The organism is Collinsella sp. AF04-24, assembly GCF_003465685.1.
In the GTDB taxonomy this organism is placed as follows: Bacteria; Actinomycetota; Coriobacteriia; order Coriobacteriales; family Coriobacteriaceae; genus Collinsella; species Collinsella aerofaciens_AP.
Map to the genome: position 1 here is coordinate 1 of NZ_QSBK01000010.1, position 24,146 is coordinate 24,146.

24 protein-coding genes are annotated in these 24,146 nt (G+C 60.4%); 1 reads left to right on the forward strand and 23 read right to left on the reverse strand.

What is annotated here, in order from left to right:
* Nucleotides 1–456: 456 nt before the first annotated feature.
* From DWV32_RS05180 to DWV32_RS05190, 3 genes are all read right to left on the reverse strand, one after another.
* Nucleotides 457–1,857: a phosphoglucomutase/phosphomannomutase family protein gene (locus DWV32_RS05180; RefSeq protein ID WP_117630036.1), complete on the reverse strand. Its 1,401-nt coding sequence runs from the start codon at nucleotides 1,855–1,857 to the stop codon at nucleotides 457–459.
* Nucleotides 1,858–2,014: 157 nt separating this feature from the next.
* Nucleotides 2,015–2,908 carry a homocysteine S-methyltransferase family protein gene (locus DWV32_RS05185; RefSeq protein ID WP_117757462.1) on the reverse strand — a complete coding sequence of 298 codons (894 nt, stop codon included), beginning with the start codon at nucleotides 2,906–2,908 and terminating at the stop codon, nucleotides 2,015–2,017.
* A gap of 10 nt (nucleotides 2,909–2,918) precedes the next feature.
* Entirely contained in the window at nucleotides 2,919–3,341 is a 423-nt protein-coding gene (locus DWV32_RS05190) for a metal-dependent transcriptional regulator (protein WP_035138800.1), read from the reverse strand.
* A 120-nt stretch (nucleotides 3,342–3,461) separates the two neighbouring features.
* Here DWV32_RS05190 and pepT point away from each other — a divergent pair, with 120 nt between their 5' ends.
* The gene (gene pepT, locus DWV32_RS05195) at nucleotides 3,462–4,709 is read left to right on the forward strand and encodes a peptidase T (RefSeq protein WP_117757463.1); all 1,248 of its coding nucleotides are present in this window, start codon (nucleotides 3,462–3,464) and stop codon (nucleotides 4,707–4,709) included.
* Between the two features lie 251 nt (nucleotides 4,710–4,960).
* Here pepT and DWV32_RS05200 read toward each other — a convergent pair whose 3' ends face one another.
* From DWV32_RS05200 to DWV32_RS05295, 20 genes are all read right to left on the reverse strand, one after another.
* Nucleotides 4,961–6,196, reverse strand: a complete 1,236-nt coding sequence (locus tag DWV32_RS05200; RefSeq protein ID WP_117757464.1) for an LCP family protein — start codon at nucleotides 6,194–6,196, stop codon at nucleotides 4,961–4,963.
* A 12-nt stretch (nucleotides 6,197–6,208) separates the two neighbouring features.
* The gene (gene murA, locus DWV32_RS05205; protein ID WP_117757465.1) at nucleotides 6,209–7,492 is read right to left on the reverse strand and encodes a UDP-N-acetylglucosamine 1-carboxyvinyltransferase; all 1,284 of its coding nucleotides are present in this window, start codon (nucleotides 7,490–7,492) and stop codon (nucleotides 6,209–6,211) included.
* 88 nt (nucleotides 7,493–7,580) lie between these two features.
* Nucleotides 7,581–7,973 carry an ATP synthase F1 subunit epsilon gene (gene atpC, locus DWV32_RS05210; protein ID WP_006235718.1) on the reverse strand — a complete coding sequence of 131 codons (393 nt, stop codon included), beginning with the start codon at nucleotides 7,971–7,973 and terminating at the stop codon, nucleotides 7,581–7,583.
* A 3-nt stretch (nucleotides 7,974–7,976) separates the two neighbouring features.
* Nucleotides 7,977–9,431: a F0F1 ATP synthase subunit beta gene (gene atpD, locus DWV32_RS05215; protein WP_006235717.1), complete on the reverse strand. Its 1,455-nt coding sequence runs from the start codon at nucleotides 9,429–9,431 to the stop codon at nucleotides 7,977–7,979.
* The gene (gene atpG / locus DWV32_RS05220) at nucleotides 9,431–10,339 is read right to left on the reverse strand and encodes an ATP synthase F1 subunit gamma (RefSeq protein ID WP_006235716.1); all 909 of its coding nucleotides are present in this window, start codon (nucleotides 10,337–10,339) and stop codon (nucleotides 9,431–9,433) included. Before atpG ends, atpD begins: the two co-directional genes overlap by 1 nt.
* A gap of 5 nt (nucleotides 10,340–10,344) precedes the next feature.
* The gene (gene atpA / locus DWV32_RS05225; RefSeq protein ID WP_117757466.1) at nucleotides 10,345–11,943 is read right to left on the reverse strand and encodes a F0F1 ATP synthase subunit alpha; all 1,599 of its coding nucleotides are present in this window, start codon (nucleotides 11,941–11,943) and stop codon (nucleotides 10,345–10,347) included.
* Nucleotides 11,943–12,419, reverse strand: coding sequence for a FoF1 ATP synthase subunit delta (locus DWV32_RS05230; RefSeq protein WP_006235713.1), 477 nt, complete (start codon nucleotides 12,417–12,419; stop codon nucleotides 11,943–11,945). Before DWV32_RS05230 ends, atpA begins: the two co-directional genes overlap by 1 nt.
* Complete coding sequence (atpF, locus tag DWV32_RS05235) at nucleotides 12,409–13,011, reverse strand: F0F1 ATP synthase subunit B (protein ID WP_117716380.1); 603 nt, start codon at nucleotides 13,009–13,011, stop codon at nucleotides 12,409–12,411. The genes DWV32_RS05230 and atpF overlap by 11 nt, the downstream gene beginning before the upstream one ends.
* A gap of 15 nt (nucleotides 13,012–13,026) precedes the next feature.
* Complete coding sequence (locus DWV32_RS05240; protein WP_022094262.1) at nucleotides 13,027–13,221, reverse strand: ATP synthase subunit C; 195 nt, start codon at nucleotides 13,219–13,221, stop codon at nucleotides 13,027–13,029.
* A gap of 124 nt (nucleotides 13,222–13,345) precedes the next feature.
* Complete coding sequence (gene atpB, locus DWV32_RS05245; protein WP_022094263.1) at nucleotides 13,346–14,149, reverse strand: F0F1 ATP synthase subunit A; 804 nt, start codon at nucleotides 14,147–14,149, stop codon at nucleotides 13,346–13,348.
* Between the two features lie 3 nt (nucleotides 14,150–14,152).
* Nucleotides 14,153–14,464: a hypothetical protein gene (locus tag DWV32_RS05250; RefSeq protein WP_035138788.1), complete on the reverse strand. Its 312-nt coding sequence runs from the start codon at nucleotides 14,462–14,464 to the stop codon at nucleotides 14,153–14,155.
* A gap of 280 nt (nucleotides 14,465–14,744) precedes the next feature.
* The gene (upp, locus tag DWV32_RS05255; RefSeq protein ID WP_040359658.1) at nucleotides 14,745–15,392 is read right to left on the reverse strand and encodes a uracil phosphoribosyltransferase; all 648 of its coding nucleotides are present in this window, start codon (nucleotides 15,390–15,392) and stop codon (nucleotides 14,745–14,747) included.
* Nucleotides 15,393–15,515: 123 nt separating this feature from the next.
* A complete protein-coding gene (glpK, locus tag DWV32_RS05260) occupies nucleotides 15,516–17,057 on the reverse strand; it encodes a glycerol kinase GlpK (RefSeq protein WP_117757467.1) in 1,542 nt (513 codons plus the stop codon).
* Nucleotides 17,058–17,070: 13 nt separating this feature from the next.
* Entirely contained in the window at nucleotides 17,071–17,814 is a 744-nt protein-coding gene (locus tag DWV32_RS05265) for an L-threonylcarbamoyladenylate synthase (protein WP_117757468.1), read from the reverse strand.
* Between the two features lie 133 nt (nucleotides 17,815–17,947).
* Nucleotides 17,948–18,439 (reverse strand): type II toxin-antitoxin system HicB family antitoxin, encoded by a 492-nt coding sequence (locus DWV32_RS05270; protein WP_128620077.1) that lies wholly within the window; start codon nucleotides 18,437–18,439, stop codon nucleotides 17,948–17,950.
* Nucleotides 18,406–18,591, reverse strand: a complete 186-nt coding sequence (locus DWV32_RS10550; protein WP_089573106.1) for a type II toxin-antitoxin system HicA family toxin — start codon at nucleotides 18,589–18,591, stop codon at nucleotides 18,406–18,408. The genes DWV32_RS05270 and DWV32_RS10550 overlap by 34 nt, the downstream gene beginning before the upstream one ends.
* Nucleotides 18,592–18,659: 68 nt before the next feature.
* The gene (locus DWV32_RS05280) at nucleotides 18,660–19,910 is read right to left on the reverse strand and encodes a HemK/PrmC family methyltransferase (RefSeq protein WP_117757469.1); all 1,251 of its coding nucleotides are present in this window, start codon (nucleotides 19,908–19,910) and stop codon (nucleotides 18,660–18,662) included.
* Nucleotides 19,911–20,500: 590 nt separating this feature from the next.
* Complete coding sequence (gene prfA, locus DWV32_RS05285) at nucleotides 20,501–21,568, reverse strand: peptide chain release factor 1 (protein WP_055252487.1); 1,068 nt, start codon at nucleotides 21,566–21,568, stop codon at nucleotides 20,501–20,503.
* 291 nt (nucleotides 21,569–21,859) lie between these two features.
* A complete protein-coding gene (locus DWV32_RS05290) occupies nucleotides 21,860–23,275 on the reverse strand; it encodes a M20/M25/M40 family metallo-hydrolase (RefSeq protein WP_117757470.1) in 1,416 nt (471 codons plus the stop codon).
* Between the two features lie 72 nt (nucleotides 23,276–23,347).
* Nucleotides 23,348–24,133, reverse strand: a complete 786-nt coding sequence (locus DWV32_RS05295; protein WP_055252429.1) for an amino acid ABC transporter ATP-binding protein — start codon at nucleotides 24,131–24,133, stop codon at nucleotides 23,348–23,350.
* Nucleotides 24,134–24,146 lie beyond the last annotated feature (13 nt).

The following is a 24,146-nucleotide window of genomic DNA, read 5'->3' on the forward strand; positions in this document are numbered from 1 at the left end:
TTAGGCGCGCCGCCAGCGTTCATCCTGAGCCAGGATCGAACTCTCCGTCCAAATATTCTGGGCTTCGAGCCCGTCCGGTCCTCACAACTGTTACGCTGATCGGTTCCGTTCGATTCATATGGTTTTAGTATAGGAAAAGGAATTTCTCGGGGCCGCCTCTCGGCGGCCTTGCGAAAAACAAATCCAAGTTAGACCATTTCAAATGGTTCGATGTCTGCCCGGATGCGACACTCGTAAGTGTCCATCCTCGCAGTATCCGGTTCTCAAGGTGCACGCTCTGCGGTCCATCCGGTCCGACCGGGCCGCGCGGCAAGGAGATATATTGCCAGACCGGAGGGCCCCCGGGGGCGGGAATCTGGGCGTACACATTTCCTACACATATTAAAACCCTGCTTACGTTTGCCAGCCGTTCTCTACCGCTCACCGAGCATCTCTTTATATAAGGCAGTCTCATGGTTAAAGCGGATACGTTCCCCTAGCTAAAGCACAGCCAGCATCGAGCAACTCATCACGTTCTTCCACCGAGAACCCCTCGGCGTAGACGCGCACCACTGGTTCGGTCCCGCTAGGACGGACCAGCAGCCACGTGTCATCCTCGAATGCTAAACGCAAGCCATCCATATGACTAACGTTTTGCGGCACCTTGCCACAAATCGACTTGGGGTTTACGCCCGGCAGCAGGGTTCGTAACGTTTCGGCATCTTCGGCCTCAAGGCGCAAATCGCGTCGACCGTAACTCGTCTTACCAAAACTGTCCTCGAGTTGGTCGACCAGAACGCCCAAAGGCGCGTCCGTCTTTGCCATAAGCTCACACAGAATCAGACAGGCGAGGATTCCATCGCGCTCGGGCATATGCGCGGCGATGCCGATACCACCGGCTTCCTCGCCGCCTATGAGGACGCCACCCTTCTTCATCTCTGCCGCTATATATTTGAAACCGACTGGTTTGACGGTCACGCGGCAGCCAAGCGCCTCGGCAATGCGACGCACGAGCGTCGAGCACGAAAGATTGACGACGACGCGTCCCTCCAAATTACGAAATTGAACCAAGTCGCCCAAAACGAGCGCCATGATCTGATGCGGATGTATATATCTGCCGCGCTCGTCAACCGCGCCGATACGGTCGGCGTCGCCGTCGGTCACCAGGCCAGCGCAAGCTCCGTCCTCGATAACCGTATGCTCGCAAGCGTCCACCCACGGCTCAACGGGGTCGGGGCAGATATCTTCTTGGTCAGGCGCCTGCCCGGCGTGAATCTCGTGCACCTCAACGCCAAGCTCGCGCAGCAAGTCGGCTAGATAGCCCTGGGCTGCGCCGCCCATGGGGTCAACAACCACGCGCAGGTGCGCGGCGCGGATGGCTTCGGCATCGACAAACGATGCCACCGCTTGCATATAGTCAGGAATGATATCCGCGGTGCGATATTGCCCCTCGATCCCCATTGGCTCGGGAGCCATGGTCTCTTCGAGCTCTTCGATGACATCCTGGTTGGCGGTCGAGCCGTCACCCATGCGAATCTTGAGGCACAGATAACCCTGCGGATGATGGGACCCCGTCACCATGAGCGCGCCGCACGCCTCACCGTCATAAGCCGCCGCCCACGTAAGGGCAGGGGTCGGGACAGGCCGCGAAGCAAGCACGGCGTCTAGCCCGTGCGCTGCTAGCACACCCGCCGCAAGCTCAGCGAACTCGCGCGCTAAGGGCCGAGTGTCGAACCCTATATATACCGTTTTGCCCGGATTGGTCTTTTGCCACAACTCGCCGACGGCATCGGCGATACGGGCAACGTTATCGGCAGTGAAGTCCTCATCGACGCGAGCGCGCCAACCGTCAGTTCCAAAATGAATTATCGCGCACACGCGCAGACACCTCGCAGTGTTTGGATCATGGTACGCATGAGGTATACCCGCAGCACGCACCCGGCAACCTGCCGGTACCAGCATTCACCATTTGGGCAAATGCTGCCGAGGACATGCAAGCAATAAAAAACCGCCCCGTATGGAGCGGTTTTACCCTTTATATATCGAGCGCCTCGGCCATCGCTGCCGTAGTGACTGCCGTGGTTCCACAGCAACTGCCCACCATTGCGGCACCGGCATGTCTCCATTCGATGCATGCGCGCGCGAAAGCCTCGGGGTTCTCGTGCCATACGGGGCCATCCTGAGTCTGGACCGGATCGCCCACGTTGGGACGCACCGTGACGGGAGTAGTCGCCGATGCAACCATCCTGGGCACTGCCGCGTTCGCAGCCGCAAGCGAACAGCAATTAACACCAACCGAGTTTGCGCCGTGTTTTTCGGCGTACAAAACGGCTGCCTCGATGTTGAGGCCATCGCCCAACAGGTCGCCTTTATCGTCAACGACAAAACTCACCAGGACAGGCATGCCGTCGGCGGCATCTCGGGCGCCGGCAAGCGTGGGCTGCAAATTACGGATAGACGTCACCGTCTCGATCAGCAGACCGTCAACACCAGCATTGAGCAAGGCGTGCGCCTGTTCGCGCGCAATGCCTCGGATTTCACGATACTCGACAGAGTCTTCGGCAAACCACTCAATACCGATCGGGCCCATCGAGCCCAGTAGCAGCTGAGGGTGCGCCTGGCGGGCATCGTCGACGGCCCCGCGATTGACCTCCGCCACGGACGGCGCAATCTGATCGTGCTTGAGGGCATAGCTTGATGCCTGAAAGGTGTTGGTAATGAGCACCTGCGCGCCGGCGGCGACATACAAGCGATGAATACGAGAAACGGTCTGCGGCTCTGCCAGATTCCAAAACGCCGGTGGAATGTCGGCGGCATCGTACTCACTCAACAGAACACTGCCCATGGGGCCCTGCGCCAACAAGGTCTCGCTCGACAAGCGGCGCGTAAGTTCCTCGGCACCAAAGCGGTTGTAATAACTCGTATCCATATATATCCCGCTATTCCTCGACGCTGATTCCCTGCTTTTCGAGATAGGCGAGCCAGCGGTTCATCGTGTCCTCGGATAGCGCATGCTCCATCATGCAGGCCTCGGAATCGGCTCGCTCAAATTCGACACCGAGCTCCTGAACCAAAAACGTGCGGATGAGGCGATGACGGTACCAGATAGCCGTACCAACCTCGCGGCCGCGATCGGTCAGGACTACCTTGCCGTAGTGCGATTGCTCGACAAGTTCGGATGCTTTGAGCGCCGAAACCGCTTTATTGACCGATGCCTTGGAGACGCCAAGGCGCTGCGCGATGTCGACCGATCGCACGCCGTTGGTTTCCCCCTCTTCGCTTTCAATGCGAACCATGCACTCCAAGTAGTCTTCGTTCGCCACCGTCAGATGTAGTTCGCGCGAGCTATTTGTCGTATCCATGATCTTCCGTCCCTTCTGCATTCATTGGCTGATTCTACCCCATCCAAGCGTCGCGGTATGCCGTGGCATACCGTGCTAGAGTTCTTGTTGCACACGACGACCAAGATTGGAGCGGTCTTTATGGAAAACACCACCACGAACCCCGATGTCCTCGAGCGCTTTTTGCGCTACGTCCAGATCAACACGCAGTCCGAGGATGCAAACTGCGACCAGGTACCCTCGAGCGCCGTTCAGTTTGACCTTGCCAACGTGCTAGCTGAAGAGCTGCGCGAGCTTGGTGCGAAAGATGCCCACGTGACCGAGCACGCCTATGTCTGCGCGCATATCCCCGCAAGTGTGGGCGCTGAGGACAAGCCCGCCCTGGGCCTGATCGCCCATCTCGACACCACCGAAGTTGCACCGGGCGCCGGCGTGAAGCCGCACATCGTGCACTACGAAGGCGGCGGCCTGGTCTGCGGCACGGTTGACGGTAAGCCCGTTGCCATGAGTACCGCCAAGCTTCCCGCCCTGAACGACCTCGCGGGTGAGGACCTGGTCTGCAGCGATGGCACCACGCTGCTGGGCGCGGACGACAAGGCAGGCGTCGCCGAGATCATGTCGCTTGTCGCGCGTATCGCTCAGGACCCTTCTCTGCCCCATCCCGCACTCGGCATTTGCTTCTGCCCTGACGAGGAGATCGGCCACGGAGCCGAGCTGTTGGATATCGATACCTTTGGCTGCAAGTACGCCTACACGGTCGACGGTGGCCCCATCGGCGAGCTGGAGTGGGAGTGCTTTAATGCCGCTGAGGCGACCGTCTGCTTTGAGGGCCAGTCCATCCACCCGGGCGACGCCAAAGGCCGTATGGTCAACGCAGGCAATCTGTTCTGCGACTTCAACGCGTTGCTCCCCTACGTGCAGCGCCCGGAGTATACGGAAGGCTACGAGGGCTTTTATCACCTTGAGGGTGTATCTGCAACCGTCGATCACGCCACAGCGCGCTATATCGTCCGCGACCATGACGCCGCCAAGTTCCAGCAGAAACTCGACCTTATTGATGCCGCTGCCTCGATGCTCAACCAGCGTCTGGGTGAGAGGCGCGTGACGGTCGAGATTAAGCAGCAGTATCGAAATATGGCCGAGATCGTTCGTGACTATCCCGAGCTTATTGATGTTGCCAAGGAAGCCTACCTTGCCTGCAGCGTTGAGCCCCAAGTGCTGCCGATTCGCGGCGGCACCGATGGCGCGCAGCTGTCGTTCCGCGGTCTGCCCTGCCCCAACCTTTCCACCGGCGGCTATTGCTACCACGGCGTCAACGAGTTCGTCCCGGTCAGTTCGCTCGTCAAGATGACCGACGTCCTGCAGGAGCTCGTCGCCCGTTTCGCATAAGCCTGGCTGCATAAGCCCAAAAGACGAACCGCCCCGTCCTCTACAGAGAACGGGGCGGTTTTTGATACAAGGGGAGTAGTCAACATCGCAGGTTGAGCCAACGTCAGCGAGCGACGTCCAAGGCGAACAAGTTGGCATGAAAAAGGCAGGGCATTGACCTTCTGGTCATGCCCTGCCTTTTGAATGACAAATTGTCGCCTTGGGCGGCGCGCAGCGTCGAGCCGTTACGGCGTTTGGTAAAACGCCGTAACTTAGTAGTTGGCTTCGTAGCCGTTGCCGTCACCGGTGGGCTCTTCGTAGTAGTCCGAATCGCTCGAATCGCTTGAGTCATCAGAATCGTCAGAGCTGACCGATGAGGTTGCGGTACCGTTTGCGTAGTCGTCAGACGTGTTGTTGCTGAGGTCACCGATCGTAGAGCTGGAACCGTCGGAATGACCCATGGTGTTGGGACCCTTGGGATCCTTGCCGGCATCGACGCGCTCCATCATTTCCTTGAGCTCGTCCTCGTAGACAAAGACGTAGCTCACACCATCGATCATGGTGCTGTCGTCGGCGTACGAGGGCAGGTTGGCCGAGTAGATACCGTCGACATCCATACCGCGCATGGCATTGACCGTAGCCACGATATCCTGAACGCTCATATCGGTTACGAGCATATCGGACAGCGAATTAACCAGGCCAAAGATCTTCGTGGCATCGAAGTTATTGAGAATCTGGTTGGCAAGGGCGCCAAGCACCTGACGCTGGTGGCGCATGCGCGTGTAATCGCCGTCGGCATAGGTGTAGCGGCAGCGGGCATAGGTAAGGGCGGTGGCACCGTCCATATGCTGCTGGCCAGCGGTAATCTTAATATCCAGGTGCTCGGGGTCGTCAACATCATCGGTTGCGTTAATGTCGATACCGCCAACCGAATCAATCAGCGCCTGCATACCGTCGAAGCTGACCTCGGCATAGTGGGAAATCTGAACACCGCACAGCTCGTTGAACGCCTCGACCATGGCCTCGGCGCCGCCAACGGTATGGCAGGCGTTGATCTTCATGGTCTCGCCCTTGTACTCGACCTTGGTGTCGCGCGGAACGGAAATGAGCGTCGCCTGCTTTTGCGTGGGGTCGATGCGTGCCAGGATAATCGAGTCGGCACGATACGTATCCTCGCCCGGACGGCCGTCGGTGCCAAGAAGCAGCACGTAGAACGGATCCTTTGCCTCATCGGTGTCAACCAGAACCCGACGCAGATTGTCGGTAATGACATTAGAATCGCCGAGCTTGCCCATAATGGTGGCAAACCACAGGCCGGCAGCGGTAGTGGCACTCAGCAGCACGCCAAGCACGACAATGAGCGCGACGTGGCGAATCGTGTGGCTACGACGACGTTGGCGAGCTCGCTCGGAATAACGAGCCACGTTATCGCGACTGTAGATCTTGGCCTGCGCACCAGTTGAGGGTCTTCGAGTGGTGGTATCCGCGAGGGGCTTTTTATTAAACATAGGCAACCTGTATTAGTAGATGACGGGATCGGGGACGGTAGCATGCTCGACATGCGCGCCAAGCGCCTGCAGCTTTTCGACAAAATGCTCGTAGCCGCGCTTGATGTGATGGATAGCCGAAACCTCGGTCGTCCCGTCGGCGATCAAGCCCGCTACGACGAGGGCCGCTCCGCCGCGCAGATCGGGCGAGGTAACCTGTGCACCCGAGAAGCCCTTGACGCCATGAATCATGGCATGATGGCTCTCGATACGAATGTCGGCACCCATGCGCACCAGCTCAGAGGCAAACATAAAGCGATTCTCGAAGATGTTTTCGGTAATAACGGAACTGCCGTCGGCAAGGGCGGAGAGCACCATAATCTGCGCCTGCATGTCGGTCGGGAAACCGGGGAACGGAAGCGTCTGGATGTCGACCGGCTTGATACGCTCGGCACGGTTCACATGGACGCCATCCTCGACGCGCTCGCAGTCGATACCCATGAGCTCCATCTTCTTGAGCACCATGCCCAAGTGAATGGGGCAAAAGCCCGTGACATCGACACCGCGATCGTCGGCCATCAACGCACCGGCAACGATAAAGGTACCGGCCTCGATGCGGTCGCCCACCACGCGATGGGTAACGGGATGGAGCTCTTCCACGCCTTCGATAGTCACGACGGGCGTACCGGCGCCAACAATCTTGGCGCCCATCTCGTTGAGCATGTTAGCGAGATCGACGATCTCGGGCTCGCGGGCGGCATTGTCGATAACCGTGGTGCCCTGTGCGCGCACGGAGGCCATGATGAGGTTCTCGGTCGCACCGACGCTGGCGAACTCGAGCGTGACGGTGGTACCGCGCAGACCTTGGGGCGCATTAGCGTTGATGTAACCGTGGGCGGTATCGAACTCAACGCCCAGGGCCTCAAGACCAAGAATGTGCATATCGATCTTGCGAGCACCCAGGTTGCAGCCGCCCGGCATGGCGATCTTGGCGCGATGGAAGCGGCCCAGCAGGGGTCCCATGACGGCGGTGGAAGCGCGCATCTTGGCAACGAGCTCGTAGGGGGCCTCCCATGAATCGACCTGAGAGGTATCAATCTCGAGCGTGTGCTCGTCGAGAACATCGATCGTAGCGCCCATGCCCTTGAGCACCTTGCCCATCACGTGGACATCGGAAATATCGGGCACGTTCTGCAGCGTCGTCTTGCCCGGCGCCAGAAGCGTTGCCGCCATGAGTTTGAGCGCGGAGTTCTTGGCGCCCGAGACGGACACGGAGCCTCCGATGGCGTGGCCACCCTCAACGCGGATAATATCCAAGGTCTACCCTTTCAAAAAGCATGCCCGGGGTGGCCAAGCCATCCCGGGCATGATGTGTTCGCAAATGGTCGAACGCTAAATCGTTTGACTATTGGGCAAGCTTGAGCTTACACCATGCGATTTCATTATAGAGGTAGGCGCGGCGTGCATCATCCTCCGACAAATTACCCAGCTTCTCTTCAAAACCTTGAATATCAGCTTTAAGCTTGTCGGCATCGACGGTCGCCAAATCGCAAGCGCGCTCGGCGAGAACGGTCACGACATCGTCCGCAACCTGGGCATAGCCGCCGGCCACGGCAAACGTGTGGTCGACAGTGCCCATGGCCTTATCGGAAACGCGAACGTAACCGCGGTCGATCGTGCAGATCTCGCTGGAGTGAGCAGGCAGGACGCCAAACTCGCCATCCGTGGACGGAATCGACACAAACGCAGCGTCGCCCTCATAGGCGCAGCTCACGGGGCACACGATGCGGATACGCATAACCTACTTCTCCCCCATCTTGCGGGCGCGCTCGCGCACGTCCTCAATCGTGGAAGCATAGCGGAAAGCCTGCTCGGGCAGGTCATCGGCCTTGCCGTCGACAATCTCGGCAAAAGAGCGGACGGTATCCTCGACGCGGACGTAGACACCGGGGTTGCCGGTGAACTTCTCGGCGACGTGGAAGGACTGCGAGAGGAACTGCTGAATCTTACGGGCACGGTTGACCGTAAGGCGCTGCTCCTCGGACAGCTCGTCCATACCCAGAATGGCGATGATGTCCTGAAGGTCGGAGTACTCCTGCAGGAGCTCCTGGACCTTGACGGCGACACGGTAGTGCTCCTCGCCAACGATCGAGGGATCGAGAGCGTCGGAGGAAGATGCGAGCGGGTCGATAGCCGGGAACAGGCCGAGCGACGAAATGCTACGCGAAAGAACCGTGGTGGCGTCGAGGTGCGTAAACGTCGTGGCAGGCGCCGGGTCGGTCAGGTCGTCTGCGGGGACGTAGACAGCCTGGACGGAGGTAATGGAGCCCGTCTTGGTCGAGGTAATGCGCTCCTGGAGGTCGCCCATCTCGGTTGCCAGCGTGGGCTGGTAACCAACGGCGGACGGCATACGGCCCAGCAGGGCGGAAACCTCGGAACCTGCCTGGGAGAAGCGGAAGATGTTGTCGATGAACAGCAGAACGTCCTGGCCGCGATCGCGGAAGTACTCAGCGGTGGTAAGGCCGGCCAGACCGATGCGCAGACGCGCTCCGGGCGGCTCGTTCATCTGACCATAGACCAAGCAGGTCTTGTCGATAACGCCAGACTCGCTCATCTCGAGGAACAGGTCGGTGCCCTCGCGGGTACGCTCGCCGACGCCGGTGAACACCGAGGTGCCGCCGTGCTCCTGGGCGAGGTTGTTGATGAGCTCCTGAATCAGAACGGTCTTGCCGACGCCGGCGCCGCCGAAAAGGCCCGTCTTGCCGCCACGGATGTAGGGCTCGAGCAGGTCGACGGCCTTGATGCCAGTCTCGAAGATCTCGGTCTTGGTGGTGAGCTCGTCGAAACGGGGTGCTGCATGGTGGATGGGGTAGAACTCCTCCACCTCGGGCATGGGCTTGCCGTCGACGGGCTTGCCCATAACGTTCCAAATTCGGCCCAGCGTCTTGGGGCCAACGGGCATCTTCATGGGCTCACCGGTATCGGTGGCGATGAGGCCGCGCTGCAGGCCGTCGGTCGAGGACATGGCGACCGTGCGGACGACGCCGCCCGGAAGCTGGCTCTCGACCTCGAGGATCGTGCTCAGATGACCGATCGGGGTCTCGGCCTCGACCGTGAGCGCGTTGTAGATCGGGGGCACCGCGCCGTCAAACTTGACGTCGACGACAGGGCCGATGATTCGCACGATGCGACCATCACCGGCAGTCGTCTTCTTGGTGGCTTCCTCGACCGCAAGCTTTACGGTGTTATTAGCCATTACTGTTCCTCCAATGCTGAGGCTCCGCCGACGATCTCGTTAATCTCGGTCGTGATCGAAGCCTGGCGCACGCGACTATACGTGCGGGTAAGGGTCGAGATGATCGCGGTGGCGTTTTCCGTCGCGGAGTGCATGGCCTTGCGGCGTGCACCCTGCTCGGCAGCCGCCGAATCGATCAGGGCCTGGTAGATGACCGTCAGGATATAAGACGGCACAAGCTTGCCGAGAACATGCTCGGGAGAGGGCACGAACTCGAACGTGGACGAGATGCGCTTAGGGGCGTCGGTCTCGTTCTTACGCGGACCGTGGGCCATAGCGATCATCTCGGGGTCGAGCGGCAACAGATGCTCGACGCGAAGCTCCTGATCCACGCGGTTCTTGGCGTGGTGGTAGACAAGCTCGACACGGTCAAGCTCACCGGCACGATACGCATCGCAGATATGAGAGGAGATCATGCGGGCCTGATTGAAATCGGGCTCAGAGGAGTTGCCCTCAAAGTGCATGACAACGTTTGCGCGGTCACGGAAATACGTGGCCGGCTTACGCCCGCACGCGATGATCTCGCACTCGATGCCGTCGTTCGCCCAAGAAGCGGCGAGCTTTTCGGCCGTTCGCTCCACCGTCGTATTGAAACCGCCGGCAAGGCCGCGGTCCGAGGCAATAACGACAATCAGGCCATGCTTGACGCTCTCATGCTTCTGCAGCATGGGATCGGTGCCCGAACAGGAGGCGTCGCCGGCGACCGTCAACATGACGTCGGTCAGCGCCTCCTTATAGGGCTCGGCCTGCTTGGAGCGATCGAGGGCACGACGGATCTTGGCCGTAGAGACCATCTCCATCGTGCGCGTGATCTGCTTGGTCGTGGTAACCGAGGAGATTCGCTTCTTAATGTCGCGAAGGTTGGCCATAGGGCTTAGTTCTCCTCTGATCCAGAAACATCCGAATGGTGCTTGGCCATGAACTGCTGCTTGAAGTCGCCGATGACGCGCAAGAGCTCAGCCTTGGTGTCATCATCGATCTTCTTGGCGCGAACCTTGTCGAGCAGCGAACCAAAGCCATTGTCCATGTACTCGATGAGCTCGGCACGGAAGGGCAGCACGTCGGCGATCTCCAGGTCATCCAGGAAGCCCTCGTTGCCAGCGAACAGCGTAACGATCTGCTCGCCAACCTCAAACGGCTTGTAACGCGGCTGCTTCAGGAGCTCGGTCATGCGAGCACCATGGGTCAGCTGCTTCTGAGTAGCCTCGTCGAGGTCGGAGCCGAACTGCGTAAAGCCAGCGAGCTCCTGATAGGAAGCGAGGTCCAGACGGAGGTTGCCGGCGACCTGCTTCATGGCCTTGGTCTGCGCATCGCCACCGACGCGGGACACGGAGATGCCCACGTCGACTGCCGGGCGCTGACCCTGGAAGAAGAGCTCGGACTGCAGGTAGATCTGACCATCGGTAATGGAAATGACGTTGGTCGGAATGTAGGCCGAGACGTCGCCGTCCTGGGTCTCGATGATCGGCAGTGCCGTCATGGAGCCGTAACCGTTCTTCTTGGACATCTTGACGGCACGCTCGAGCAGACGAGAGTGCAGGTAGAAGATGTCGCCAGGATAGGCCTCGCGTCCGGGCGGACGATGCAGCGTCAGCGACATCTGACGGTAGGCCACAGCCTGCTTGGACAGGTCGTCGTAGATGACGAGCACGTGGCCGCCGGGGTTGGTCTCGCTGGCGGGCTTGCCGTCCTCGCCGTTGTACATGAAGAACTCGCCGATAGCGGCACCGGCCATAGGCGCGATGTACTGCATAGGGGCGGAATCGGCAGCGGTGGCCGAAACGATGATGGTGTAGTCGAGCGCACCGTGCTGAGCGAGGGTCTCGCGGATGTTGGCAACCGTGGAGGCCTTCTGGCCGATGGCGACATAGATGCAGACCATGCCCTTGCCGCGCTGGTTGAGAATAGCGTCGATGGCGATGGCGGTCTTACCGGTCTTACGGTCGCCGATGATGAGCTCACGCTGACCGCGGCCAATAGGCACCATGGAGTCGATAGCGAGCAGACCGGTCTGAACCGGCTCGCACACCGGGGTACGGTCGATGACGCCGGGGGCCTTGAACTCGATGGGGCGACGGTGCGTAGCGACGATGTCGCCTAGGCCGTCGATGGGCTGGCCGAGCGGATTGACGACGCGGCCGAGCATGGCGCGGCTCACGGGGATATCCATAATGCGGCCAGTGGTGCGGCACTCGTCGCCTTCCTTGATGGAGTCGACGGCACCGAACAGAACGGCGCCGACCTCGTCCCGGTCAAGGTTCTGGGCAAGGCCGAAGACGGTCTCACCGGTATCGGAGCTCTTGAACTCCAGAAGCTCGCCTGCCATGGCGCTCTTGAGGCCGGAGACGCGCGCGATGCCGTCGCCTACCTCGTCGACCGTTGAAACCTCATACGTATCGACCGTCGCGGAGAGGCTCGTGAGCTGCTCCTGCAGTTTCTTGGCGATATCCTGGGCATTGAGGGTTTCGGACATTAGGCTTCACCTCCGTACGAATTAGCAGAGTTTGCGAGGGTCTCCTGCGCGATGCGCAGCTGCGTCTTGACGGAAATATCACGACGCTCGCCGCGGGCCTCGAGCACCAGGCCGCCCACGATAGACGGGTCGACCTGCTCGATAAGGAATACCTTGCGGCCGAAGTCCTGCTCGCATTTCTTAGTGATGGTTTGACGCAGCTCGTCGTCGAGCGGGATCGCCGTGGTGACGGTCACGCCCACTACATCCTCGTCTTCCTCGGCAACATACTTAAAGGCAGCTGCCACCTTGGGAAGAAGGTCGAGCTGGTCGCGCTTGGACATGGTGTCGAGCACGGCGATGATCTCGGGGCTGGCAGAAGCCAAGCGCTCGATCATCTCGAGGTCCTCGAACACATGGTTCTCGGCCTTAGCGGCTTCCAGAAGGGAGCGCGCGTAGGTCTCGAGCACCTTGTCCTGATAGCGGCTAGTCGGCATTCAGGCTACCTGCTTCCTGGATGTAGCGCTCGATGAGCTTCTTCTGCTCGGTCTCGTCCTCGAGTGCCTCGCCCACGATCTTGGTGGCGACGGCAACGGACAGGTCGGCGATGGAGCTCGCGGCACCGGCGTAAATGGACTTGCGCTCGTCCTCGACGGTCGTATGGGCCTTGGCGATGATCTCCTCGGCCTCCTTGTGAGCAGCCTCGATGATACGGGCGCGCTCGGACTCGGCGTCCTTACGGGCCTCGAGAACGATGTCGGCAGCCTGACGACGGGCGTCGGTGACGATCGAGTCGGACTCAGCGCGCTTGGCGATAGCCTCCTGCTTGGTCTTCTCGGCCTCGTCGAGGCTCTCCTCGATCTTCTTGCCGCGCTCCTCCATGGTTTTCATGATGCCCGGCAGGGCAACCTTGGCCAGCACGATCCAGATAATCAGGAAGGCGATAAGCGCCGGGATGAACTCCGCCATCTTAGGGATGAGGATGTCCGCACCGGCAGCGCCGTCCTCGGCGAACGCGGAAACCGGCATGAGCAGCGCGGCCGCGGACGCGGAGAGTGCGATCGCGCTCTTCTGGGATGAAAGATTCATACTTGACGCTCCGTGCTATTTAACGATCAGCGCGACAACGAAGCCGATCAGAGCCAGAGCCTCGCCGAAGGCGGAGCCCATGATGAAGACGGTGAACACGCGGCCCTGGACCTCAGGCTGACGGGCCATAGCACCCGTAGCACCCAGAGCAGACAGGCCGATAGCAAGACCAGCGCCGATAACACCGAGACCGTAACCGATAACTCCCACGATTCCTCCTTTGTCGTGCGTGTCTTATTTCACGCAGGATAACCTTTTTATAACTGCCGGGCTCCATGGGTACGGGCACCGGCGGTTTAACGAATTGCCTTACCTTTAAGGCGCGAACGGAAGACTACTCCTCCTCTGCGACCTCCTCCGCCTCGGAGACATACACGGCGGTAAGGACCGTGAAGACGTAAGCCTGGATAGCGCCGACCACAAGCTCGATCGCATAGATCAGGATGAGGATGGCAAGCCAGGCCAGCGAAGGCAGGGCGCCGACGGCGTGCGCCGCGGAAACCTGCTGAAGCAGCGGCTGCATGAACATGCTCGCCATGATGGCGAACGAGCCCATGACCACGTGTCCTGCGAACATGTTGCAGAACAGACGGACGGCGAGCGTGATGAGGCGCAGGAAGGTCGAGAAAAGCTCGACGACCCACACGAGCACGTTCATCGGGAAGCTCACGCCCTGCGGGGCGAGGCTCTTGATGTAGCCGATCACGCCGTGAGCCTTGCATCCGTAGTAGATGAAGTACACGAAGGCGAAAATGGCGAGTGCGGCGGTGGAACCGATTGCGCCGGTGCCGGGCTTCATTCCCGGGATCAGGCCGATCATGTTATTGATCAGGATGAACAGGAAAAGCGAGCACAGGAACGGGAAGTGCTTCTTCCAGTTCTCACCCACGACGCCCTTGCCGATATCGTTCTCGACGTACTCGATGATGTACTCGAAACCGTTGACGAAGAAGCCCTTGGGAACCAGGGTCTGCTTCTTCTTGAACACGGCCAGGACGATCAGGAGCACGATCGTGGAGACGATCAGCCAAAACGAGTACTGCGTGATGCCGCAGCTCAGATCGCCCACGACAGGGGTGGAGCTGAACTCGCTGACCAGATGATTAATCTCATCAGGCAGCTTTTCAAAAATTTCCACGACTTACCTTTCGACCTCATGAGGATCTCGCAGCGCCTTGGCGACACGAACCGCGCAGGCAGCCATAAAGGCCACGAAGCCGATCGCCTCGCCCAGGAGGAACATGCGAAATGCCTCTCCGAACAACACAAACACAACCAAGGTAAAGACGAGCAGGGCGATTGCCGAGACCGCCAGACTCACCATACCCTTGAGCATGTCCGCATTCTGTTTATCGTCAAGAACCGGCTTGAGCGTAAAGACAAAGGGAAGGAAGGCAATTGCGCCCGCGATGGCGCCTGCAACGATAGCGAGCAGATCGGCTATCTGAAACACTGGCGTCCTCACTTTCCTTTTTAACGCCTCACAGAACAGTTCCCGCCAAACATTGGTGAATATTGTACGAGCCAATCGCTAAAGTACAACCGAAAAAGCATCGGTTAATACGCACCTGTTCGTTTTCTTAAGACCTTCTTTATGCCGCAGGTACGGTAATACGTTTTTCTCGAACCCTGCAGGGCAAAACGTCCGTTAACAGGAGTGCGCGCGGTCGCCTTTTGTTCGTCCGCGCGCACCGTTTCTTCGTATTTGCAGCCGCGGCCGTTTAGCCCAGCGACTAGAGCGTGCCGTAGATGCGGTCGCCGGCGTCGCCCAGGCCGGGAACGATGTAGGCGGCCTCGTTGAGATGGTCATCGATGGCGCACGTATAAATATGTACGTCAGGATCCTTCTCGGTCAGCGACTTGAGGCCCTCGGGCGCGGCGACGATGCACAGCATGCGGATGTCCTTGACACCGCGCTCGCGCAGGTAGCTGATAGCCATCTCGGCCGAACCGCCCGTGGCGAGCATGGGGTCGACAACCAGGCAGATACGCTGGTCGATATCCTTGGGCATCTTGCAGTAATACTCATGCGGCTCGTGGGTGACCTCGTCGCGCTCCATACCGATGTGGCCCACGCGAGCGGAGGGCACCAGGTCGAGGATGCCGTCGACCATGCCAAGGCCCGCACGCAGGATGGGCACGATGGCGAGTTTCTTGCCGGCAAGCTGTTTGAACGTGGCGGTAGTGATGGGGGTCTCGACCTCGACGTCTTCCATAGGCAGGTCGCGCATGGCCTCGTAGCCGTCAAAGAGCGCAAGCTCGCGCACGAGCTGGCGGAACTGGTTGGTGCCGGTGTTTTTATCGCGCAGGATCGACAGCTTGTGCTGAACGAGCGGGTGATCGACAAGCGTCACACGGGACGCATCATAGGTGACGGTCATGGGTTGATTGCCCCTTTCGTTGCGGCCGCAAAACGGCCTTGCTGACAAGGCGCGCAGCAATGTTGCCGCCGCACGCCATACATTAGTTTAGCGGTTTGTTGTATCGAGCAGCCCATCGCAGCCCTACTGTGCGGTACTGAGCGAGCGCCTGACTGCATCACACCAGCCCGCAAGGTTTTGTTCGCGGCGCTCGGCGGACATGTGGGGAAGGAAGGTCCTAACGATCTGGGCATTTTGCTCCAGCTCTTCCAGGTCTTCCCAATAGCCGACGGCAAGACCCGCCAAGTACGCGGCACCGATTGCCGTGGTCTCCACCGTCTCGCATTGCAGCACGGGGATATCCAGCAGGTCGGCCTGGAATTGCATGATGAACTCGTTGCGCGAGGCACCGCCATCGACAGACAGGCGCTCGATCGAAAGCCCCACGTCCTGCTCCATGGCGCGCAGCACGTCGTAGCTCTGATATGCCATGGATTCGCAGGCGGCACGTACGATGGTCGCACGGCTCGAGGCGCCGGTCAGACCGCACACGATACCGCGGGCATGCGGGTCCCACCAGGGAGCGCCCAGACCCGCAAAGGCGGGAACGAAGTAGCAGCCCTCGTTGTCGCTAATCGAAGCGGCGAGTTGTGCCGACTCGCTCACGCTCGAGATGATGCCCATGTTGTTGCGAAGCCAGTTCATGGTGGAACCGGCAGCAAAGATGGAGCCCTCGAGCGCATAGCTGATCTTCCCGTTCGCAGCGATACCGATGGTGGAGACCAGACCGTTCTTGGATTCGACGATCTCGTCGCCGGTGTTCATGAGCATAAAGCAGCCCGTGCCATAGGTGTTTTTGGTCTGGCCGGGATGGAAGCAGCAGTGACCGAACAGCGACGCCTGCTGGTCGCCCGCCACACCCATGATGGGCGGCATGTTGGTCATGATGTCGCTCGCGACGCGGCCGTAGTCGCCCGAGCTCCAGCGAACCTCGGGCATCATGGAACGTGGAACGTCAAAGAGCGCCAGCAGGTCGTCGTCCCAATCGAGCGTATGGATATTAAAGAGTGCCGTGCGGCTGGCATTGGTGTAGTCGGTGGCAAAGACCTGGCCGCCGGTGAGGTTGTAGATGAGCCAGGTGTCGATGGTGCCAAACATGAGGTCGCCCGCCGCCGCGCTCTCGCGTGCGCCGTCGACGTTGTCGAGAATCCACTGTACCTTGGAGGCCGAGAAATACGGGTCGAGCGTGAGTCCCGTGCGGGAGCGCACCAGCTCCTCGCAACCCTGTTCAACCAACGCGTCGATTGCCGGCGCGGTACGGCGGCACTGCCACACGATGGCGTTATAGATCGGCTGACCGCTCACGCGGTCCCAGACCACCGTGGTCTCGCGCTGGTTGGAGATGCCGATGGCGGCAATGCGGTCGGAGTGGATACCGCTCTTAAACTGGACTTCCATCATGACGGCGATCTGGCTGGCAAGGACCGCCATGGGGTCTTGCTCCACCCAACCGGGACGCGGAAAACTGGTTTTGACGCTGCGACGTGCCTGCGCGACGATGCATCCGTACTCGTCGACGATGGTCGCAAGTACCGAGGTGGTGCCGCAGTCGAGCGCCATGATGTAGGAACCGCCAAAGTTAAACGAGGCATCTTCCATGCCCAGGCTGCCCAGATTCAACGACATCGCTTACACCTTTCTATTGCATCGGGTCGGACAGGACCCGTTCGATCTCTGATGCGGGAAGTGCGCCTTGGCGCAGGATCTGGAGCCCGCCGTGCTGGAACGACACGATGGTCGAGGCGTCGCGACACGGGGTCTCACCGGCGTCGACGGCAACATCGACCCCCTCCAGGATGCGACCCTCGACGGCGGCAAAGCTTGCCGGCGAGGGCGCGCCGTGCGTGTTGGCGCTGGTGCAGGCAAGGGGACTGCCGCAGGCGCGGATGAGCGCCTGGACCACGGGAGAGGCCGAAGCGCGCAGGGCCACGGTGTCGTCGGCAGCACGCATAAAGGTCGGCACGCAGGGGGCTGCCTTGACCACGATAGTCAGGGCTCCCGGCCAGCATCGTCGCGCGAGTACGCGGGCATCTTCCGGAATATCCGCGCCATAGCGGTCGAGCGCTTCGATGCCATCGACCAGCCAAGCGACGGTTTGCGTGAGTTCACGTTGCTTGAGAGTGAAGATGCGGCGGTAGCCGGTACCGAGCGCAGGGACCGCGGCGCCATTGACGGTGGCTTGCGGGTCGCGCGGCCACGAGGGGGATTCGCTTGTGTCTTGGGGTGCGGCGTCCGAGAAGGCATTGACTGCCACGGCGACGCCATAGACGGTCTCGGTCGGGATCAGGGCCAGTCCGCCACAGCCGAGTACCTCGGCCGTACGCTCAACGGCAAGCCGATGCGGCTCGCGCGCTCCCTCGTATACCCGATAGACCGTCTGCATGTGTATGCCAGCCCCTTACGCTCTGGTACAAGTTTGTTTACTGAGGGGCATTCTCGCACGAAACGTTCAATCCATTTGCCCACAGCGCATGTTGGTTTGGTGAGCGGCTATTGTAGTCGGTGAAAGTGAGGGGTTATTGGACCGCGACGAACTTCTTTGGCCTGCCGGCGTGGCGTTCTTGGGCGGCGTAGCGCTCGATGCTGTCTATCGTTATCATCCGACGGCCGTCGACGAGTTCAACATCGAGCTTTCCTGCTTTGACCAGCGCGGTAATCCGCGGAGCGGAGACTTTGAGGTCCAGCGCTGCGTCTTTAAATGTTCGGCACGCCGCTTCCCGAGCGTCCTCGTGGTCGATTTCGACCGAAAGGGCCACGACCTCGGCCGAGCGTTCGTACCCCGCCGGAGTCAAACCGTTGTTGAGGTCATCGGCCAAAAACGCCATCAGCGCCTCGGTGGCATGGGCAATAGCTTCTTCGCGTGTATCGCCATCGGCAAAGGCGCCGGGAATCTGCGGGAAGCTGGCGCAGTAACCGTCGTCTTCTTTTATGAGAACGCAGTCATAGGTAAATCGCTGCCTCATTTTGCCTCCAACTACCATCCAGCTTGGCGACGAATACTTGCCCACGTGCCCTTCTTTGGTCGATCACCACCAGAGCCGTTCACGGTGACAACACGGTCACCAGAAACATACTTAGCATGACTACCGACTTGCGCGACCTTCACGAATCCATCGTGCTTGAGTAGGGCAATGATTTCCCGAAAGGTAGGAGGTTGCATGGGCCGACCTCTTTCAGCCGTCCTAATTATAAACTACTTTATAATTTTTGCTAACCAGTTAATAAATATTACTGGCGCTGTTTGGGCTCGGTGACGATGGCTCGGACGATGCGGGGGCGATCGGTGAGGTCGTGGACGATGCGCACGTCCGACAGACCCGCTTGGCGGCAGAGCTCGGCCGCAGCGTCGAGCGCGCCCTCGTAGAGCTCGCAGGCAAAGAGGCCGCCAGCGCACAACATGTAGGGCGCCGCGTTGAGCAGGCGGCGGAAGATATCGAGGCCGTCGGCGCCGCCCTCGAGCGCCAGATCGGGCTCAAAGTCCTTGACCTCGTGCGGCAGCGAGCGCATGACGGCGGTCGGGATGTAAGGCGGGTTGGAGACGAGTACGTCAAAGGTGCCCCACTCTTCACGGGGAATGGAACTCACCAGGTTCGTGAGGCTGAAGGCGACCTCGTCGGACGTGAGGCCAAGCGCATCGCGGTTTTTGGTAGCAAGGTCGATGGCGCGCGGCTCGATATCGGTAGCAGTGCAGGTGACGTGGCCGCGACGCTCCCAGGCGATCGAGAGCGAGATACAGCCCGTGCCGCAGCCGACCTCGAGAACGCGGGCAGTGCGGGGCTCGGCTGGGGCAGGCGCAGCGGCATCCTGAGCTGAAACCGTCTCCTGGTCGGCACCCTCGATGGCGATGCCGTATTCATCGAGCTCGGGCTCGGTGGCTTCCGCGGCTTCGGCTTCTGCTGCTTGCGCGGCGGCTTCCTCGGCCTCGCGATCGGCAAGCTCCTCGGCATAGGCGCGGCTACCGAGCACGTCGCTACCCAGCGCAGCCTCATCGGCGGCCGTCAGGTTGGCAGCACGGCGCTCGGCGGTCGCGCGTTCGTCGGCCAGCGCCGCCTCGGCTTTGCGGGCCTGCTCGACCTCATCGTTCCAAGGCAGCTCAACACGCTGACGGGCAGCGGCCTCGGGGCTCAGCACCTCGGTATCCAGATAGTTCAGGACTTCTTCGACGAGCATCTCGGTCTCGGGGCGCGGGATGAGCACGCCGGGGGCGCACGCGACGTCGATCATGCGAAACTGCGTGCTGCCGGTGATGTACTGCAGCGGCTCGCCTTTGGCGCGACGAACGACGGCCGCGTGCATGGTCTCGAGCTGGGCCGCGTTAAGCGTCTCGTCCATGCGCATATACAAGTCGATACGCGCCAGGCCCGTGGCCGCGCACAGCAGCCACTCGGCAGAAAGACGGGGATGCTCCTCGCCGCGCTCGGCCAGGTACTCCTTGGTCCACTCGAGACAACGCTTGATGGTCCAGATCTCGTTTGCCATGGGGCCCTCCCCTCTTAAGCGCCGGGCGGCGCGCGAATGTCGGAGCAGATTGTAAGCGAGGCCAGCGCTTGGCAAGGGACGATTGAAGGCGATTATCGAGAATCAGCCCAGAATTTTGCACCGGGCTCGCTCAAAGTGTTCATTCGCCGACGTCTAGATTTGCATTCGTCAAGCTTTTGGCAAGGTTGCCCCAAAACTGACCAATATCTAACCAAACGCTTGCCACATCGCTTGACGCACGACCCATCAAAAATCGCTCCGCGACTTCTTGAACGATATTTTGAGCAATATTTTCGATAGCGGACTTATGCCGTCAATTACCTTAAGCAGGTAAGCAGCTCAAATGACATCACAGCCGACTGAATAAAATATCAAGGCAATGTCACCAATGACTCCCTACGGATCATTTGACAACCAAGGAAACGCCGATGTTTTGGCAATGTCAGCGAGCGACGTCCAGAGCGAACAGGTTGGCATGAAAAAGGCAAGGCATAGACCTTCTGGTCATGCCTTGCCTTTTGAATGACAAATTGTCGCTCTGGGCGGCGCGCAGCGTCGAGCAGTTACGGCGTTTGGTAAAACGCCGTAACTTAAACAGCCTGTGCCAGCTTCTCGGCTCGCTCGGCGGCGGCGAGCGCCTCGATGACGGTGCCGAGCTGATCGCCCAGAAGGACGCCGTTGTAGGTGGAGTTGAAACCGATGCGGTGATCGGTCACGCGGTCCTGGGGCTGGTTGTAGGTACGGATCTTCTCGGAACGGTTGCCGTGGCCGATCTGGCTCTGGCGCTCGGCACCGAGCTCTGCCTGCTGCTTCTCGAGCTCCATCTCGTACAGACGGGCACGCAGCATCTGCATGCAGACTTCGCGGTTCTGGATCTGGGAGCGCTGTTCCTGCGACTGCACCACGGTGTTGGTGGGCAGGTGGGTGATGCGCACGGCGGAATAAGTGGTGTTAACGCACTGACCGCCAGGGCCGGAGGCGCAGTAGGTGTCGATGCGCAGGTCGGACTGGTTGATCTGGACGTCGATCTCCTCGGCCTCGGGAAGCACGGCGACGGTTGCCGTGGAGGTCTGGATACGGCCCTGGGACTCGGTCTTGGGAACGCGCTGGACACGGTGTACGCCGGACTCAAACTTCATGACGGAGTAGACGCGGTCGCCCTCGACCTTGAACTCGATGGACTTAAAGCCGCCGGCCTCGCTGGGGCTGGAATCGAGCACGGTGGTCTTCCAGCCACGCGACTCGCAAAAGCGCTGATACATCTTGTACAGGTCGCCGGCGAAGATGGCCGCCTCGTCGCCACCAGCGGCGGAGCGGATCTCGACGATGGTGTTCTTGTCGTCGTTGGGGTCGCTCGGGATGAGCATGTACTTAATGTCTTCCTCGAGCTGGGGAAGCTTGGCCTCGTTTTCGGAGATGTCCATCTGGAGCATCTCCTTCTCATCGGCATCGGTAGTATCGTGGAGCATTTCCTTGGCAGCCTCGATGTCATCGAGCGCGCCGATGTACTCGCGCGAGGCGGCGATGAGGTCGGACTGGTGCGCGTACTCCTTGTTGAGACGCGTGAACTCCTTGATATCGGAGGCGACGGCCGGGTCGGAAAGCTTCTTCTCGAGCTCCTCGTAGGCCTTGATAATCTTTTCGAGCTTGTCGCGCATGGCGGGACTCCTTTATATGCGTGAAGGTGAAAATCGGCAGAGCTGATGGGGCGCACGGCGCCACTGCGGGGGTAAGCCCGGCTAGAACATGTCGATCTTCAGATACATGCGCATCCCTTCGCGTATGGGGTACATAGTTGCGGTCTAGCCCATACATGATAGCGTGCGCAGGCAAACCTGCATATAACCCGCACGGAATGAGTGGACGTAGCCGTTGGGGACGTTCCTTAACGGCTAGACGTTTAAGAGCGTCCCCAACGGCTAACAAAGGGACTGTCGCTTTGTCACATTCTAGAGCGTTTGGAGTAGAGCGACGAGGAAGCGGATACCCTGGAGGTAGGCGCGGCGGGTGATGCGCTCGTTGGTACCGTGGACACCGCGCTCGCACTCGTCATCGTCGACCACAAAGGCCGAGAGGCGAATGCACTCAGGGCAAATGTGCTGGTAGTTGGCAGCGTCGGTCGCACCGATCACGGTCGAGGGCACAATTGCCACTGGCTCGAATGATCCGTTTTCCTCCGTCCCCTCTGGATCACGGAAATAGCGGGCGGCGATGGAGCGAACCGTCTCGAGGCCGGAACCACCGATGCGCGGGGACGGAGAGGGTTCGGAGCTGCCGGGGCCCAGATCCACTTCGACACGCCCGGCAAGGTCCGCCCCGGCAACCGCCCCACGGCAGCGCGCCACAACGTCGGCCACGCTCATGCCCTCGAGCATGCGGAAGTTAATGTTGGCCCACATATCCTGCGGCATTACGTTGGCGCCGGTGCTGCCGCCCTCGATCTGCGTGGGCGCGCAGGTGGTCGTCACCAGCGGATAGAGCTTTTTGCTGGCGAGGCAATCGCGGACAATGGCATCCCCGTTGGCGGCAATTTCATCGGCGGCGTAGAGCCCCAACTCGACAAGCTGGGCGGCAAGCAAATCGGTCACGCGCGTCGGCCACTCGATATCGCAGATTGCGGTGATGGCACGGCTGAGCACCTCGAGCGACGTGCCGCCGTAGGGGTTGGAAGAATGTCCACCCGCGTTCTTTGTCTTGAGCACAATGTCGGCATAACCTTTCTCTGCCAGGTCGGCGTGCATGAGCCAACCCTCGCCCGCGCTGTACTCGGCAGCCGAAACGATGCGGTAGTCGCCCTCGTCGATCAGGTACTCAAGCTCAATGCCGCGTTCCTCGAGCGCACGGCCGATGGCGCCTGCTCCGTACTGCGTAGTCTCCTCGTCCTGGCCAAAAGCCAGCAGCAGGGTGCGCTCGTGCTCCCAGCCGTGCGCCAGCGCATACTCAACCGCCTCGAGAATGCCTGCGACCTGATCCTTCATGTCGATCGCGCCGCGGCCCCAGATGTAGGTGTCGTCCACCTGTCCGCTAAAGGGAGCATGCGTCCAGTCGGCCTCGGTGCCCGGCACCACGGGGACCACGTCCATGTGGCCCATGAGCATGACGGGTTTGAGGGCGGGGTCGGAACCGTCAAGCGTCACCAACAGCGAATGGTCGACAAGCTCGACCTCGCCCGCCGCGAACACGCGCGGCCAGGCCTGCTGCATATAGGCGCGCAGGTCGTCGAAGGGCTGCCAGTCCACCGCCTCGGCATCCATGCTCGAAATGGTCGGAAACGACAGCACGCGGCCCAAGCGCTCGCACGCGCCGACCTCGTCTATATCGGCAAAATCGTCCTCATGCGCAAAGAAGCGCCAAACCTCGGCCATGACATCCTTTCGATTGTGACGACAAAGGCCGCCCCACGGGAGCGGCCCTGCAACGTAAGCGTTTGCGGTCGGTTATTTGTCCTCGAGATAGCGAGAGAGGAACTCACGAGTGCGCTGGTGTTTGGGGTTGCCGAAGAGCTCGGCCGGCGCGGCATCCTCGAGCACCACGCCCTTGTCCATAAAGACCACGCGGTCGGACACCGTGCGGGCAAAGGCCATCTCGTGCGTGACGACGACCATGGTCATGCCGTCGGCGGCGAGCTTGCGCATGACCTCGAGCACCTCTCCCACGATCTCGGGGTCGAGCGCGGAGGTCGGCTCGTCGAACAACATGATCTGCGGATTCATGCACAGGGCGCGGGCGATGGCCACGCGCTGCTTTTGGCCGCCGGACAGACGACCCACGGCGGCGTGCGCGAACTTTTCGAGCCCCACGCTCGTCAGATGCTCCATCGCGACCTTCTCGGCCTCGGCCTTGCTCATCTTTTTGAGCGTGACGGGCGCGAGCGTGCAGTTGTCGAGCACGTCCATATTGTTGAACAGGTTGAAGCCCTGGAACACCATGCCGATGTCCTCGCGCAGCTTATTGATATTGCAGCGCTCGGCCGTGAGGTCCTGGCCGTGGAACCAGATATGGCCGGCATCCGGAGTCTCGAGCAGGTTAAGGCAGCGCAGAAACGTCGACTTGCCCGAGCCCGAGGCGCCGATAATGGTGACGACCTCGCCGGGATTGACGGACAAGTCGATACCCTTGAGTACCTCGAGTGAGCCAAAGCTCTTGCGCAGGCCCTCGACGCAGATAAGCGGCTCTTGGTTTTGCACGGCTGCTGCAGTGCCGGTAATGGCGGTATCTGCCATGATGATTCTCCTC

Coding starts and splice junctions, on each gene's coding strand:
- DWV32_RS05185 (WP_117757462.1), bottom strand. CDS start 2,908: ATGGATACGAGTTATTACAACCGCTTTGGTGCCGAGGAACTTACGCGC.
- DWV32_RS05190 (WP_035138800.1), bottom strand. CDS start 3,341: ATGGATACGACAAATAGCTCGCGCGAACTACATCTGACGGTGGCGAAC.
- pepT (WP_117757463.1), top strand. CDS start 3,462: ATGGAAAACACCACCACGAACCCCGATGTCCTCGAGCGCTTTTTGCGC.
- DWV32_RS05200 (WP_117757464.1), bottom strand. CDS start 6,196: ATGTTTAATAAAAAGCCCCTCGCGGATACCACCACTCGAAGACCCTCA.
- atpC (WP_006235718.1), bottom strand. CDS start 7,973: ATGCGTATCCGCATCGTGTGCCCCGTGAGCTGCGCCTATGAGGGCGAC.
- atpD (WP_006235717.1), bottom strand. CDS start 9,431: ATGGCTAATAACACCGTAAAGCTTGCGGTCGAGGAAGCCACCAAGAAG.
- atpG (WP_006235716.1), bottom strand. CDS start 10,339: ATGGCCAACCTTCGCGACATTAAGAAGCGAATCTCCTCGGTTACCACG.
- atpA (WP_117757466.1), bottom strand. CDS start 11,943: ATGTCCGAAACCCTCAATGCCCAGGATATCGCCAAGAAACTGCAGGAG.
- DWV32_RS05230 (WP_006235713.1), bottom strand. CDS start 12,419: ATGCCGACTAGCCGCTATCAGGACAAGGTGCTCGAGACCTACGCGCGC.
- atpF (WP_117716380.1), bottom strand. CDS start 13,011: ATGAATCTTTCATCCCAGAAGAGCGCGATCGCACTCTCCGCGTCCGCG.
- upp (WP_040359658.1), bottom strand. CDS start 15,392: ATGACCGTCACCTATGATGCGTCCCGTGTGACGCTTGTCGATCACCCG.
- glpK (WP_117757467.1), bottom strand. CDS start 17,057: ATGTCGTTGAATCTGGGCAGCCTGGGCATGGAAGATGCCTCGTTTAAC.
- DWV32_RS05265 (WP_117757468.1), bottom strand. CDS start 17,814: ATGCAGACGGTCTATCGGGTATACGAGGGAGCGCGCGAGCCGCATCGG.
- DWV32_RS10550 (WP_089573106.1), bottom strand. CDS start 18,591: ATGCAACCTCCTACCTTTCGGGAAATCATTGCCCTACTCAAGCACGAT.
- DWV32_RS05280 (WP_117757469.1), bottom strand. CDS start 19,910: ATGGCAAACGAGATCTGGACCATCAAGCGTTGTCTCGAGTGGACCAAG.
- prfA (WP_055252487.1), bottom strand. CDS start 21,568: ATGCGCGACAAGCTCGAAAAGATTATCAAGGCCTACGAGGAGCTCGAG.
- DWV32_RS05290 (WP_117757470.1), bottom strand. CDS start 23,275: ATGGCCGAGGTTTGGCGCTTCTTTGCGCATGAGGACGATTTTGCCGAT.
- DWV32_RS05295 (WP_055252429.1), bottom strand. CDS start 24,133: ATGGCAGATACCGCCATTACCGGCACTGCAGCAGCCGTGCAAAACCAA.